The organism is Streptomyces sp. AC627_RSS907, from assembly GCF_019049165.1.
Genome location: NZ_JAGMUE010000079.1, coordinates 42849 through 56816, shown reverse-complemented (window position 1 = coordinate 56816; position 13968 = coordinate 42849). Strand labels below are relative to the sequence as shown.

2 protein-coding genes (both running past the window's edge) are annotated in these 13968 nt (G+C 74.6%); both read left to right on the top strand.

The window, feature by feature from the left end; all coding sequences use genetic code 11:
- Nucleotides 1-10595 carry the 3' portion of an L-histidine N(alpha)-methyltransferase gene (locus tag KUM32_RS18540; RefSeq protein ID WP_217143030.1) on the top strand. 8443 nt of this gene lie to the left of the window's left edge, so the window shows 10595 of its 19038 coding nt (coding positions 8444-19038); the start codon falls outside the window, past its left edge; its stop codon occupies nucleotides 10593-10595.
- Nucleotides 10595-13968, top strand: partial view of an SDR family NAD(P)-dependent oxidoreductase gene (locus KUM32_RS18535; protein ID WP_254405775.1) — the start only. The gene runs 3424 nt beyond the window's last position; the window shows 3374 of its 6798 coding nt (coding positions 1-3374); it begins with the start codon at nucleotides 10595-10597; its stop codon lies beyond the right edge, outside the window. The genes KUM32_RS18540 and KUM32_RS18535 overlap by 1 nt, the downstream gene beginning before the upstream one ends.

Below are 13968 nucleotides of genomic sequence, written 5' to 3'. Positions count from 1 at the left end.
CGGCGCCCGAGGCGAACGGCACACCGGTCAGCCGGTGGGGTGGCTTCCTCGACCGCATCGACGAGTTCGACCCACGGTTCTTCCAGATGTCGATGCACGAGGCGGAGCTGACCGACCCGCAGGAGCGGCTGTTCCTGCAGACCGCCTGGCACACCCTCGAGGACGCCGGCTACCCCCGGACCCGGCTCCGGGGCAGCCGGGTCGGCGTCTACGTCGGCGTCATGTACGGCCACTACCAGCTCTTCGAGGACGAGCGCGGCCTGGCCGGCGGGATGGGCTACGCGTCGATCGCCAACCGGGTCTCGTACGCGCTCGACCTGCACGGCCCGAGCCTGGCGGTCGACACCATGTGCTCGTCGTCGCTGACCGCCATCCACCTGGCCTGCGAAGCGCTGGCCTCCGGAAGCGCGGACTACGCGCTCGCCGGTGGCGTCAACCTCACCCCGCACCCCCGCAAGTACCGGCAGCTCGCGGCCGGCGGGTTCACCGGCGAGACCGGCCGGTGCCGCAGCTTCGCGGCCGACGGCGACGGCATGGTCCCCGGCGAGGGCGTCGGCGCGGTCCTGCTCAAGCCGCTGGCCGCGGCCGAGCGCGACGGTGACCGCATCCTCGGCGTGATCCTCGGCAGCGCGGTCAACCACGGCGGCAAGACCGGCGGATACGCGGTTCCCAGCCCCGGCGCCCAGAGCGAGGTCATCACCAGCGCCCTGCGTGCCGCCGGCGTCGAACCGGCCGGCGTGTCCTACGTGGAGGCGCACGGCACCGGCACGGCGCTGGGTGACCCGGCCGAGATCGCCGGACTGGTCCGGGCGTTCGGCGACCGTCCGGCCGGCTCGATCGCCATCGGCTCGGTGAAGTCGTCCATCGGACACCTGGAGTCGGCGGCGGGCATCGCCGCCCTCACCAAGGTGCTGTTGCAGATGCGCGCCGGGGAGCTGACGCCGTCACTGCACGCCGAACACCTGAACCCGGCCGTCGACTGGGCGAACGTCCCGTTCCGCGTCCAGCGGGAGGCGGCGCCGTGGACCGGCCCGCAACCGTTGCGCGCCGGCGTCAGCGCCTTCGGCGCCGGCGGCTCCAACGCCCACCTGGTCGTCGAGCGGTACCGGGCCGAGCCGCGGCCCCGCGTCGTGCCGGTGCCGGCCGTGTTCCCCTTCTCCGGGCGCGACGCGCAGGCGCTGCGCCGGGTCGTCGAGCGGATGCTGAGCCGCCTGCGCGGCGAGCCGGGCGCAGCCGGCCTGGCGGAGATCGCCGCGGCCGCCGGGGTGCCGGTCGGCGCCGTCGACGAGCCGCTCGACGAACTCGGCCTGGACCCCGCCACGATCATGCGGCTGGCCGGGCGGGACACCGTCCTGCGCCCCGGCGCCGTGCACAGCGGATCGACCCTGCGACAGCTCGCCGCGGCCCTGCCGGACGCGGCGGACATCGACCTCGGCCGCCTGTCCCACACGCTGCAGACCGGGCGTGAGGCGATGGCACACCGGCTCGCCGTGGTCGCCCACCGGACGGACGAGCTGATCGACCAGCTCGACGCCTTCCTCGCCGGGCGGCCCGCGGGCTGGACCGGCGCGGTGACCACGGAGCCGGGCGCCCCGGTCGCGCCGAGCGCGGACCCGCGCGACAACGCCCGCCGCTGGGTGCACGGCGAGGTGATCGACTGGGCGGGCACGCCCGGCAGCGCGCCGGAACCGCTGTCACTGCCCGGCTACCCGTTCGAGCCGGTCCGCTGCTGGATCCGTTCCGCAGCCCGGCCGGCCGCCACGGCGGTGTCCACCCGGCCGGCCGGCTCCTCCGGCCCCGCGCTGACCACCGTGCTGCGGCTGGTCAGCGGGGTCAGTGGCTACCCGGTGACAGACCTGGACCCGGCCGCCTCGTTCCACGACCACGGTCTGGACTCGCTGGCGTTGCTGAGGCTGGCCGGTGACGTCTCCGCGACGTTCGAGGTACCGGTCGGCCCGGACCAGTTGCTGGCCACCCCGACGGCCGCGTCCCTGGCCGACTGGCTCACCCGCGAACACCCGCGGGACGTGCCCGCACGACCCGCCACGCCGGAACCGGACGACCCGGTGGTGATCGTCGGCATGGCCGGGACGCTGCCCGGCTCCGCCGACCTGGACGAGTTCTGGGCCGCCCTGGAACGCGGCGGCGACCTGTTCACCGAGGTACCGGCCGACCGGTGGGACGCACAGGAACATCACGGCGACCCGGCCGCGCACCCGGAACGCACCCGGGTGACCCGGGCCGGCTTCATCGGCGGCGTCGACCGGTTCGACCCGCTGTTCTTCGGCATCTCCCCGCGCGAAGCCCGCTGGATGGACCCGCGGCAGCGGCTGCTGATGCGTACGGTGTGGGCCGCGCTGGAGGACGCGGGCATGGACCCGGGTGACCTGGCAGGCAGCGACACCGGGCTCTTCGTCGGCGTCGGCTCCTGCGAGTACGCCGAACTCATCCAGCGCTCCGGCGCACCCACCGACGCCTACTCGTCGACCGGCCTGGCCCCGTCGATGCTGGCCAACCGCATCTCGTACCAGCTCGACCTGCACGGTCCCAGCGAACCCGTGGACACCGCCTGCTCCAGCTCGCTCGTCGCGCTGCACCGGGCGGCGGAGGCGCTGCGCCTCGGGCGGTGCGGCACCGTCATCGTCGGCGGCGTCAGCCTGATGCTCTCCCCGGTCACCTTCGCCTCACTGGAACGCGCGGGGATGCTCAGCCCGGACGGCGTGGGGCGGGCCTTCGACGCCGACGCGGCCGGCTACGTACGCGGCGAGGGGGTCGGGGCCGTCGTCCTCAAGAGGCTCAGCCGGGCACGCGCCGACGGCAACCCGGTCCTGGCCGTACTGCGCGGCACCGCGGTCAACCACGGAGGCCGCGCCAACTCGCTGACCGCGCCGAACCCGCGGGCACAGGCCGACGTGATCCGGCAGGCCCACCGGGAGGCGGCGGTCGACCCGGCGACGATCGGCTACCTGGAGACCCACGGCACCGGCACGGTCATCGGCGACCCCGCGGAGACCAACGGGCTGCGCGAGGCCTTCGCCGACCTCTACCAGGACTGGGGCCACGACGCGCCGGCCCGGCCGCACTGCGCGCTCGGCGCGCTGAAGAACACCATCGGCCATCTCGAACCGGCCGCCGGCATCGCCGCGGTGCTGCGCGTTCTGCTGTCGATGCGGCACGGCCGGATCAGCGGCGACCCGCACGGACCGCGGCCGAACCCGCATCTGGGGCTGGAGGGCACCCCGTTCGACATCGCGACCGGGCCGCGGGAGTGGGCGCCCCCCGCACCCGGGGTGCCACGCCGGGCCGGGGTGAGCGCCTTCGGGTACGGCGGAGCCAACGCGCACGTCGTACTCGAGGAGTACCCGGCCGAGGAGCCGGTTCCGGCGCCGGGACCGGTCGTGTTCGTCCTGTCCGCCCGGGACCCCGAGCGGCTGCGGGCGTACGCGCGGTCCTTCGCCGACCGGCCCGACCGCTGGGCGCACGACCTGGCGGGCACCGCGTACACGTTGCAGGTCGGGCGTGGGGGTTACCCCGAGCGGCTGGCGTTCGTCACCGGCTCCGCCGAGCACGCCGTCGCCACGCTGCGGCGTTTCCTCGCCGGTGACACCGCGGGCATGCACACCGGGCGCGTCGAGCGGGACACGGACCGCACTTGGTACGAAGGCCTCGGCGACGACGAGACCGCAGCCGCCTGGGCCCGGGGCGCGCAGGTGGACTGGCATCGCCGGTGGGCCGCCCCGCCGCGCCGGCGGTCGTTGCCGACCTATCCGTTCGCGCAGGAACGGCACTGGTTCACCGATGGGACGCCTGCCCGGCCGGTCAGCTGCTTCACGGCGACCTGGCAGGACGAGCCGGTCGCGGCGCCCGGCGAGCACCCGGGCCGTGTGCTGGTCCTGGGCGATCTGCCGGTGCCCGGCGCGGTGCACGTCCGCGCCGGCACGGAGTACCGCGACGAGGGCTCGGTGATCACCATCCGGCCCGGCGAGCAGGACGACTACGCGCGGCTGCTCGCCGAGACGCCGGCCCGGATCGTCCACCAGTGGCCGCTGCTCGCACCCGGCCGCGACGACCTGGGGATCGAGGCGATGTTCCGGATCGCGAAGGAGCTGTCGGCCGACGGCGCCCTTGCCCCGGTCCGGATCCAGGCGCTGGTGCCGGAGGACGCGCTCGCCGAGGCGTGGGGCGGGTTCGACGCGTCGTTGCGGGCCGCGCTGCCAGGGACGACGTTCGGCGTCGTCCGGGTCGACGGTGCGGTCGGCACCTCCGAGCTGCTCGCCGAGATCGCTGCGCACCGGCTGTCGGGCCCGGCCGTGCGGCTGTCGGCGTCGGGCCGGACGGTGCGGGTGCTCAGCGAGATCCCCGCCCGTCCGGTGCTGCCCTCCCCGCTGCGCGAGGGCGGCGTCCACCTGATCACCGGTGGCCTCGGCGGGCTGGGTGTGCTGCTGGCCCGAACGCTGCTGTCACGTGGCGCCCGGGTGGCGCTGACCGGCCGCTCGCCGGCTGCCGAGCGGGCCGGGCAGCTGGCGGAGCTGCGCGCACACGGGACCGTCGAGTACTACCAGGCGGCAGTGGAGGACCGCGACGCCATGACCCGCGTCGTGGCCGAGGTGATCGCCGGCCTGGGCCGCCTCGACGGGGTGTTCCACCTGGCCGGCACCGCGTCGCGCAACCCGCTTCCCGGCAAGGAGGTCGACGAGCTGCGGGCGCACCTGCGCGCCCGGATCACCGGCACCAGGGTTCTCGACGAGGTCACCCGCGACCTGCCGCTGGACCTGTTCGTGCTCTATTCCTCGCTGGCCGGGCAGCTCGGTGACTACGGCCTGGTGGACTACGCGGTCGGTGCTCGCTACCTCGACGGGTTCGCGGACTTCCGGGAGCGCGAGCGTCTCGCCGGCCGCCGGCACGGCCGTACCGTGTCGGTGGACTGGCCGATGTGGCGCGCCGGCGGCATGCACGTGGACTCCGAGGACGAGCGCCGCTACCTGGCCGGCACCGGCTTCCGCTACCTGGAGGCGGCCGAGGGCGAGCAGGTGCTCGACCTGGCGCTGCGCCTGGACCGCCCGCAGGTGGCCGTCCTGCCCGGTGACCCGGCCCGGATGCGCGATCTGGTCGCGGGGATGCGCCTGCGCGGTGACGGCGTGCCGCCCCTCCCGGCGCCGCCGCCGACTCCCGCGCCGGCCGTCGCCGTCTCCCCGGAACTGGCCACGCAGCTCCGGGAGCTGATCGGCGAGATCCTCGGGATCACCCCGTCCGCTCTCGACCCGGACGCCGGCTTCGGCGAGTACGGCCTGGACTCCTTCGGCCTGCAGAACCTGGCCGCGGCGCTGGCCACCCGCTACGACGTGACCGTGCCGACGACGACGCTGTTCGGTGCCAACACGATCACCAAGCTCGCCGCGCACCTGGCGGCCGAGCTGCCCCCGGCCCCGGTCGCCGCGCAGGCCGATCCCGGCCCCGTGTCGTCCGAGGCCGCGCCAGTACCGTCCGAGGCCGCGCCAGTACCGTCCGAGCCCGCGCCAGCACCGTCCGAGCCCGCGCCCACACCGGTGTCCGCGCCGCACGGCGTGCCCGTGCCCGCGAGCGGCTCGTCGTCCGCCGCTGCGGCCGGCCACGAGCCGATCGCGATCACCGGCCTGGCCGGGCGGCTGCCCGGCGCGGACGACCTCGCCTCGTTCTGGCAGCACCTCGCGGACGGCCGGGACCTGATCACCGAGACGCCCGCCGACCGATGGGACTGGCGGGAGGTCGCCCGCCGCTTCGGCGGGACCGCTCGCTGGGGTGGCTTCCTGACTGACGTGGACCGCTTCGATCCGCTGTTCTTCCGCATCTCACCGGCCGAGGCGCAGGCCATGGACCCGCAGCACCGCCTCTTCCTGGAGCACACCTGGGCCGCGCTGGAGGACGCCGGGTGCCGTCCGGACCGGCTCGCGGGCGGCCGGGTGTGCGTCTTCGCCGGGGTGCAGTTCACCGACTACGAGTCGATGGTGCTCCGCGGCGAGCACGTCAACGCTCACGCAGGCACCGGTCTGGCCCGCACCATGCTGGCCAACCGCATCTCGTACCTGCTCGATCTGCGTGGTCCGAGCGAGAGCATCGACACCGCCTGCTCCAGCTCGCTGGTCGCCCTGCACCGTGCCGTGCGATCGCTGCGCGCGGGGGAGAGCGACCTGGCCATCGCCGGCGGGGTGAGCCTCGTGCTGTCCCCGCAGACCGTGGTCGCCGGCAACCAGCTCGGCGTGCTCGCGCCCGACGGCCGGTGCAAGGCGCTCGACGAGCGGGCCGACGGATACGTCAAGGGCGAGGGCGTCGGCGTCGTCGTGCTCAAGACGCTGTCGCGGGCCCTCGCCGACGGCGACCGGGTGCACGCGGTCATTCGCGGCAGCGCGGTCAACCACGGTGGCCGCGCGTCGTCGCTCACCTCACCGAACCCGCTGGCCCAGGCGAACCTGCTGGTCGAGGCATACCGGGACGCGGACGTGCCGATCGAGACGGTGTCCTACGTCGAGCTGCACGGCACCGGCACCGCCCTGGGGGACCCGGTCGAGATCGACGGCCTGACCCGTGCCCATCGCACGCTGGCCGCCGGGCCCCCGGTCACCTGCGGCATCGGTACGGTCAAGAGCAACATCGGGCACCTGGAGCCCGCCGCGGGCATAGCCGGCGTGATCAAGGTGGTGCTGGCGATGCGGCACCGGCAGTTGCCGCCGACCCTGCACCTGTCCCGGCTCAACCCGCTGATCGAGCTGGACGGCACCCCGTTCGAGCCGGTCCGCGAGACCCGGCCGTGGGCGCCGAGCGACGCCGACGGTACGCCCGTGCCGCTGCGCGCCGGGGTCAGCTCGTTCGGCTTCGGCGGGGTCAACGCCCATGTCGTGCTGGAGGAGCCGCCCACGAGGTCCGAGCCGGTGGAGCCGGCCGGGCCGGAGATCTTCCTGCTGTCGGCGCGGGACGAGGCCGCCCTGCACCGGTATGCCCGGGCACACTGGGCATTCCTCGGCGACCAGCAGCCCGCGCTCTCCTCACTTGCCCACACCTCGCAGGTGGGCCGGGTTCCGATGCCGGTGCGCCTGGCGCTGGTCGTCACGTCCGTGGCCGAACTGCGGGGCCGGCTGGCCGCCTTCCTGGCCGGTGACGTCGAGGCGACCACCGTGACCGGCGACCACGACTGGCTCACCGAGCCGGAGGGCGTCAGCTACCTGAACCGGCTGGCCCGGGAGGGGCGGCTCGACCGGATCGCCCGGCTCTGGCAGGAGGGCGCGGCCGTCGACTGGGCCGCGCTGCGCACCGACCGGCCCGCCCTGACATCCATGCCGACATACCCGTTCGCACGGGAACGGCACTGGCTGGCGAGCCCATCCGCCGAGCCGCCGGAGGAGGACGCGCGACGCCTGCTGGCCAAGGTGTGGGAACCGGTGCCGGCCGCCTCCGGGCCGGTGCCGCACGCGCCGTTGGTCCTGGTCCGGGCCGAGACAGAGGCGCTGGCGACGGCGGCGTTCGGTGACGCCGCCCGGGTGGTCCGCCTGGATGACACGGACGAGGACACCGGTCTGCGGGCCGCCGCGTCGGTCGGCCGGGCGCCGGTCGTGATCGACCTCGTCGACCTGTCCGCGGTGCCGGTGTCCGACGTACGCGTCGACTGGGCACGCATCGTGCTGGCCCGCGAGCTGATCGCGGCGAACCGGACCGCAGGCTTCGCGTATCTGCACGTGACCCGGGGACTGGTGTCCTTCCGCGCGCACAGCCCGACGCTGCGAGGAGCGGCGTTCGCGGGGCTGGTCCGGATGCTCTCCGCCGAGTACCGCGGGGTGTTCGCCCGTACCGTCGATGTCGACGTCATGGACCCGGACGCGCTGCGGGACGTGGTCGCCGCGGAGCTGGCGGCGACCGACCCGGTCACCGAGGTGTGCGTGCGGGACGGCGCCCGGTACACGCCGGCCCTGCGCCCCGCCGGCAACGCCCCGGCGGCCGCCCGCTGGTCGGACGATCTGGCCGGTCAGCCGGTGGTGATCACTGGTGGGACCGGCGCGCTCGGCCGCCTGCTGGCCGCCGAGCTCGTCGAGCGGGGAGCGGACCGGCTGGTACTGCTCGGGCACACCCCGCTGCCCGCCCGCGCGAACTGGGCGGAGATGATGTCCGCGCCCGACACCGATCCGGCGTTGGCGGCCCGGCTGCGCGACCTCACCGCGCTCGAACGCCCCGGGGTGCGCCTGGTGATCGAGAGCATCCCGCTGGAGCGTGCCCGGGAGGTGCTGGACCGGATCCGGAAGGAGTGGGGACCGATCGCCGGGATCGTGCACTGCGCCGGCCTCGGCGTGATGACCGACCCGGCCTTCATCGGAAAACGCACCGCCGACATGCGGCGGGTGCTGGAACCGAAGACCACCGGCCTGCAGGCGCTCCTGGACGCGTGCGCGGACGACCCCCTGCGCTTCGTGGTGCTGTACTCGTCGGTCGCCGGTCAGGTGCCCGCGCTGGCGGCCGGGATGAGCGACTACGCGCTGGCCAACTCGGTGCTGGACCGGGTGGCCGAGTACCGGAGCGCCACCGGCGCCGCCACGCCGGTCTTCCGGTCGGTGCAGTGGCCGAGCTGGCAGGCGGCCGGCATGCCGGAGGCGGACACCCCGGCGTACCGGGACCTGGGGCTGCGGACGCTGCGCCCGCAGGACGGCGTGGCGCTGCTGGACGCGGCGCTGGCCGCGCCCGAACCGGTCGTGCTGCCGTGCCTGGTGGACCCCGCCCGGTTCGACGCCCGCGCCCTCCTGGCGGTCGCCGCGCCCGAGGCCCCCGCGCCCGCCGAGCCCGAGGCCCCCGCGCCGGTCGCCGCCGCAACCGCGCCCACGCCGTACGGGACCCGGACCGGTGACGCCGTACGCAGGCTCACCGAGGTCTTCGAGGCGACGTTGCGTCTGGACGCCGCGCAGATCCGGCCCGACGCCGACTTCGCCGACCTCGGTGTGGACTCCATCATGATCGCCCAACTGCTCGCCGCGCTGGAACGTGACCTCGGGGTGGTCGCCGAACCTTCGGCGCTGCTGGAGAACCCGACCATCGCCCAGCTCGCCGCCGCCCTCGACGACCGCCTGCGGGAGCAGCCGGTGCCCGAGAGGCCGGAGCCGGTGCGCACCCCGGAGCCGATGCGCCCGCCGGAGCCGCAACCCGCTCGGGTGACCGAGCCCGAGGGGGGGATCGCGGTGGTGGGCATCGCCGCCCACTTCCCCGGAGCACCCGACCACGCCGCGTTCTGGCGCAACCTGGCCGGCGGCGTGGACTCGGTGACCGAGGTGCCGCCGTCGCGCTGGGATGCCGATCGCTTCTGGCATCCCGCCCCGCAGCCCGGCAGGACCGTCAGCAAGTGGGGCGGCTTCCTGGACGGCATCGAGGACTTCGACCCGGACTTCTTCCGGCTCGACCCGGCCGGGGCCGCCCACGTCGACCCGCTGGTGCGGCAGTTCCTGGAGGCCGGAGCGGAGTGCCTGGCCGACGCGGGCCTGACGCCCGCCGATGTGGCCGGTCGCCGGGTCGGGGTCTTCGCCGGCGCCCGGGCGGCGAACTTCGGCGCGCACCATGCCGCCGCGACGACCCACTCGATCAGCGGGATGGCGCAGAACTTCATCGCCGCCCACCTCTCGCACTACCTCGACGTGCGCGGCCCCGCCGTGGTGGTCGACAGCGCCTGCTCCTCGGCACTGGTCGCCGTGCACCTGGCCGCGCAGAGCCTGCGCACCGGCGAGTCCGACCTGGTGATCGCCGGCGGTGTCGAGATCCTGCTCGACGAGGTGCCGTTCGTCGGCATGAGCGGCGCCGGGGCGCTGTCGCCCAGCGGCCGGTGCCACACCTTCGACGAGCGCGCCGACGGCATCGTCCTCGGCGAGGGCGTCGGCGCCCTGCTGCTCAAGCGGGTGGCGGACGCGATCCGCGACGGCGACCGGGTGTACGCGGTGATCGAGGGCAGCGCCGTCAACAACGACGGCCGCACCATGGGTATCACCACGCCGAACCCGAGGGCGCAGCGCGAGGTCGTCGAGTCCGCACTCGCCGCGGCCGGGGTGTCACCGGCGCAGCTCGGTTACGTCGAGGCGCACGGCACCGGCACCATGATCGGCGACCCGATGGAGCTGAAGGCGCTCACCGAGGTCCTGCGCGGCGCCACCGACGAGGTCGGGTTCTGCGGTGTGGGCAGCGTGAAGACCAACATCGGGCACACGCTCAGCGCGGCCGGGATCGCCGGCCTGATCAAGGTGGTGCTGTCGGTGCACCACGGGCAACTGCCGCCGACCCTGCACTGCGCGACGCTCAACCGGCGCTTCGAGTTCGACCGGTCGCCGCTGTTCCCGGTCCGCGAGCTGCGGGACTTCACCGGGCGGGACGGCGTGCGCCGGGCCGGGGTCAGCTCGTTCGGCTTCGGCGGCACGAACGCGCACATGGTGGTGCGTCAGGCCCCGGACGGCTACGTCCCGCGGCGTGAACCGCTGGACCCGCCACGGTACCGACGGCGCCGGTTCTGGTTCGACGTGCCGGCGCCGGCCTCCGCCGAAGGCAACGGGCGCCACGACGGCCCGACGCCGCCGGCGCCGTTCTTCCAGATCCAGTTCTGATGCGCGGGGAAGAGAACCTGATGGACTCCTTGGACGGGCTGACCTGTACCGTCGTGATCCGGGGCAGCGACCCCGTGCTGCGCGACCACCGTGTGCACGGCACCCGGATCCTGCCCGGTGTGTCGTTCCTCGACATCATCCTGCGGGTGGTGCGAGCCCGGGGCGCCGATCCCGGCGGTGTCGAGCTGCGCCGTGTGCTGTTCCGCAACCCGGTCGCCGCCGGGCCGGACTTCGACACCGAGCTGACGCTGCGCTTCACACGCGAAGACGGGCACTTCCGGGTGTCGGTCACCGGCACCCGCCGCCCCTCCGGTCAGAGCGAACCGGTCCTGGACTGCCGGCTGTACCTGGGCCTGCCGTTCCCGCGTCGCCGACGGGACCTGGAGGCCCTGCGCGCCGCACGGCGGACCGTCGACATGGCCGACCTGTACACGACGGTCCGCGCGACCGGCATCGAGCACGGCGAGTTCATGCGGGCCCTCGGCACCCTGCACGCCGGGCCGGACGAACTGCTCGCGGACCTCTCGCTGAGCGCCCAGGCCGCCGAGTACGCCGAGTACTTCCACCTGCATCCCGCCGCGCTGGACTCCGCGACGCTGCTGCCCACCCAGTTCGCCGGGGCCGTGCCGGACGACGAGGCACGCCCGTACATACCGATGCTGATCGAATCGGTCCGGGCCGCAGGACCGCTGGGCTCGCGGACCCTGGTGCACGCCACCCCGCCGCGCCCGGCCGGGCCCGACGGCGACCTGACCACGTGTGACCTGGAGTTCCACGCCCCGGACGGGACCGTCGTCGCCTGGCTGCACGGCCTGACCTCCAAGCGGATCCGGGACGCCGCGTCGATCACCCGCCTCGAGGCACGCCCCCCGGCGGCGCAGGACGCCGACCGGATCGTGCGCGAGCTGATCGAGGCGAGGACCGGCCACGCCGGCTTCGACGAGACGGCCGGATTCTACGAGCTCGGCCTGGACTCGACGGCGTTGCTGGGCATCGCCGCCGACCTGGAACGGGTCTTCGGCACCGACTTCTCCCCGACCCTGCTGTTCGAGCACAACACGTTCACCCTGCTGGCCGAACACCTGCGACAGTACGAGGCCGTGGCGGCCCCGCCCGCGCAACCGGCGACCGAGACGACCGCCGAGACCGAGGTGGCCGCCGAGGCGGTGTGGTTCGAGACGTCCTGGCACACGGCCGCGCTGCCGCCCGGAGCGCCCGCGGCGCACTGGGTCACGGCCGGCCCGCACACCCGGGCGGACTGGCCGTCCGCGCTCGCGGACACCGCCGCGACCGGTGTGCTGTGGCAGCCCGCCGATCCGGCCGACCTCATCGGTGAGGCGGCCGCGCTGAGCGAGTTCCTGGCGGCCGCGATCCGCGCGGGGCGGAGCACCCTGCGGCTGGTCTGCCACGTCCAGGACGACGACGCGCCGGTCACCGCTGTCGCCGGTCTGTTCCGCACCGCGGTGCGGGAGAACCCGGGCATACGGGCCGCGGTGGTCCGCTCGCCGCACCGGACCGACGCGCTGGCCGAACTGGCCGCCGGGGCACCCGACGTGGAGGTGCGCTACACGCACGGCACCCGCCGGATCCGGCTCGCCCGCCCCATGCCGGCACCGGCGGACCGCGCGTCGCTGCGAGAGCGCGGCGTCTACCTGATCACCGGAGGACTCGGCGGAGTCGGGCTGGCCCTGGCCCGGCATCTGGCCCGGTCGGTACGAGCCCGGCTCGTCCTGGGCGGCCGCACCCCGGCCGATCCGTCCGTGATCGCCGAGCTGACAGCCCTCGGCGCCGAGGCGGTCACCGTGGTGATGGACGTGACCCGCGCAGCCGACGTGGACCGGGCGGTGCGCACCGCGGTGGACCGCTTCGGGGTGCTGCACGGGGTGGTGCACGCCGCCGGCGTGCTGCGGGACGGGTTGCTGGCAGGGAAGAAGGCCGATGACGTACGGGCGGTGCTCGGCCCCAAGGTCGACGGTGCCCGTCACCTCGAGGCAGCCACCCGGCGCCTGAGCCTGGACTTCCTGGTGCTCTGCTCGTCCACCGCCGGCACCTGGGGCAATCCGGGGCAGGCCGACTACGCGTGCGCGAACGCGTTCCTGGACCTGTTCGCGGGCACCCGCCGCGACATCGTGTCGGTGGGCTGGCCGGCCTGGGCGGAAGGCGGCATGCCGGTCGATGACGCCGCGCTGCGCCGGGCGGGCCTGCGGGGGCTGGAGACCCCGGCCGCCGTCGACGTGCTGCTGGCCGCCGTGGGCAGCGGCCGCTCCCACGTCGTGGTCCTGAACGGGGACGCGGCCCGGATCGCGGCCGAGTTCACCCCGCCGGAGGCGGACCCCGAGCCGGTCGGCGCGGACGACGACGCGATCGCCGTAGTGGGCATCAGCGGCCGTTACCCGATGGCCCGCGACATCGACGAGTTCTGGGCCAACCTGCGCGACGGCCGTGACTGCGTCAGCACGGTGCCCGCCGACCGATGGGACCACGCGGCGATCTACTCCGAAGACCGTCGAACGCCAGGACGTTCCTACGGCAAATGGGGTGGATTCATTTCCGGGGTGGACGAGTTCGACGCGGGGTTCTTTCACATCTCGCCGAACGAGGCGGCCGTGCTGGACCCGCAGGAGCGGCTCTTCCTGCAGGAGGCGTGGCACGCGTTCGAGGAGGCCGGCCATGCGCCGTCGGCCTGGCGCGGCCGGTCCGTCGGCGTGTTCGCCGGGGTGATGTACAACCAGTACCAGCTGTACGGCGTCGGCGCGGAGCCAGGCCCGGTGCCCTCGTCGTTCAGCGCGTCGATCGCCAACCGGGTGTCGTACTTCCTGGACCTCCGCGGACCGAGCATCGCCCTGGACAGCATGTGCTCGTCCTCGCTGACCGCGCTGCACCTGGCCGTCGAGGCCATCCGCAGGGGGGAGTGCGAGGCGGCCCTCGCCGGTGGCGTCAACCTGGCCGTGCACCCGAACAAGTACCTGCTGCTGAGCCAGTCCTCCTTCTTGTCCACCGACGGGCGTTGCCGCGCCTTCGGCGAGGGCGGGGACGGCTACGTGCCCGGCGAGGGCGTCGGCGTGGTGCTGCTGCGCCCGCTGCGCGACGCGCTGCGCGACGGCGACCACGTGCACGCCGTCATCCGCGGCACCGCTGTCAACCACGGCGGCCGCACCGCCGGTTTCTCCGTGCCGAACCCGGCATCGCAGGCCGCCCTGATCGCCGGGTCGCTGCGGCGTGCCGCGGTCGACCCCGCCGACCTCGGCTACCTGGAGGCGCACGGCACCGGCACCAGTCTCGGCGACCCGATCGAGGTCGCCGCGCTGGAGGAGGCCTTCGACCGGGTCGGCGCCGGCCCCGGCCCCTGGCCGATCGGGTCGGTCAAGTCGAA